The 958-nt window shown below is 61.4% G+C and carries 1 protein-coding gene; it reads right to left on the bottom strand.

Going from position 1 to position 958, the window contains the following annotated elements:
• Window positions 1–958 (bottom strand): beta-ketoacyl synthase N-terminal-like domain-containing protein (locus Pen02_RS41425; RefSeq protein WP_203871684.1); only part of this gene is annotated, 958 nt, incomplete at both ends.

Raw genomic sequence — 958 nt, 5'->3', positions numbered from 1 at the left:
CCCAACCGGGTCCCCGTCCCATGCGCCTCCACCACATCAACACCCGACGCCTCCACACCCGCATTCACCAACGCCTGCCGAATCACCCGCTGCTGCGAAGGCCCACTCGGCGCCGTCAAACCATTCGACGCACCATCCTGATTCACCGCCGAACCCCGCACCACCGCCAACACCCGATGACCAGCACGCCGCGCATCCGACAAACGCTCAACAACCAACACCCCCACACCCTCAGCAGCACCCATCCCATCCGCATCCACCGAAAACGCCTTACACCGACCATCCACCGCCAACCCACGCTGCCGCGAAAACTCCAAAAACAACGCCGGCGTCGACATCACCGACACCCCACCCACCAACGCCAAACCACACTCACCCTGCCGCAACGCCTGCACCGCCAAATGCAACGCCACCAACGACGACGAACACGCCGTATCCACCGTCACCGCCGGACCCTCCCACCCAAAAAAATACGACAACCGACCCGACAACACCGACGCCGCATTCCCCGTCACCAAATGACCCTCAACACCCTCCACCACCTCACCCGGCGAACCCCCATAATCATGACCACTCAAACCAGCAAAAACACCCGTCCCCGAACCCCGCAAACCCACAGGATCCAAACCCGCATCCTCCAACGCCACCCACGCCGTCTCCAAAAACAAACGCTGCTGCGGATCCATCGCCAAAGCCTCACGCGGAGAAATACCAAAAAACTCCGCATCAAACCCCGCAACATCGTCAACAAACCCACCCGACCGCACATACGACTTCCCCGACACCGAAGGATCCGGATCAAACAAACCATCCACATCCCAACCCCGATCCACCGGAAAACCACCCACCACCTCCCCACCACCAACCAACAAATCCCACAACCCACCCACCGACTCCACCCCACCACCAAACCGACACCCCATACCCACCACCGCAACCGGCTCCGACATCGCAGCGG

The sequence above is a fragment of the Plantactinospora endophytica genome, assembly GCF_016862915.1.
In the GTDB taxonomy this organism is placed as follows: domain Bacteria; phylum Actinomycetota; class Actinomycetes; order Mycobacteriales; family Micromonosporaceae; genus Plantactinospora; species Plantactinospora endophytica.
This window is presented reverse-complemented; position numbering and strand designations above follow the sequence as displayed.